The organism is Bradyrhizobium sp. Kon37 (assembly GCF_055807535.1).
Genome location: NZ_JBVVOY010000194.1, coordinates 1 through 338, shown reverse-complemented (window position 1 = coordinate 338; position 338 = coordinate 1). Strand labels below are relative to the sequence as shown.

1 protein-coding gene is annotated in these 338 nt (G+C 60.1%); it reads right to left on the bottom strand.

Annotated features, from left to right (window positions below):
- The coding region (locus AC0L3J_RS37765; protein WP_473350494.1) for an SbmA/BacA-like family transporter at positions 1-338 on the bottom strand (338 nt) is incomplete at both ends.

Sequence of the window (338 nt, the reverse complement as noted above, 5' to 3'; positions counted from 1 at the left end):
GCTTCGACCCGCTGGTTGAAAAATTCAATTCCGGGCAGGCGGATGCCGATAAGCGCGAGAACGCCGGTGCCCAGGATTGACCAGATCACCGCGGCGAACACCAGCGGATAGGGAATCGAGCCGAACAGAGGCAACTCCGTGACGTTGCTGGACAGCCTCACCAGAACCGGCAGGAAGGCCAACAGTGTCAGCACTGCGCTGATGAGATTAACGCCTAGACCTTCCATGGTGCTGGCGAAACGCATGGTGTCTTCCTGGATGCGCTGGGAGGCGCCTTCGATCGTGCGCAGCCGTGGCCAGTTGGCGACATAAAAATCGTTCATCGCCGTGCGCCAGCG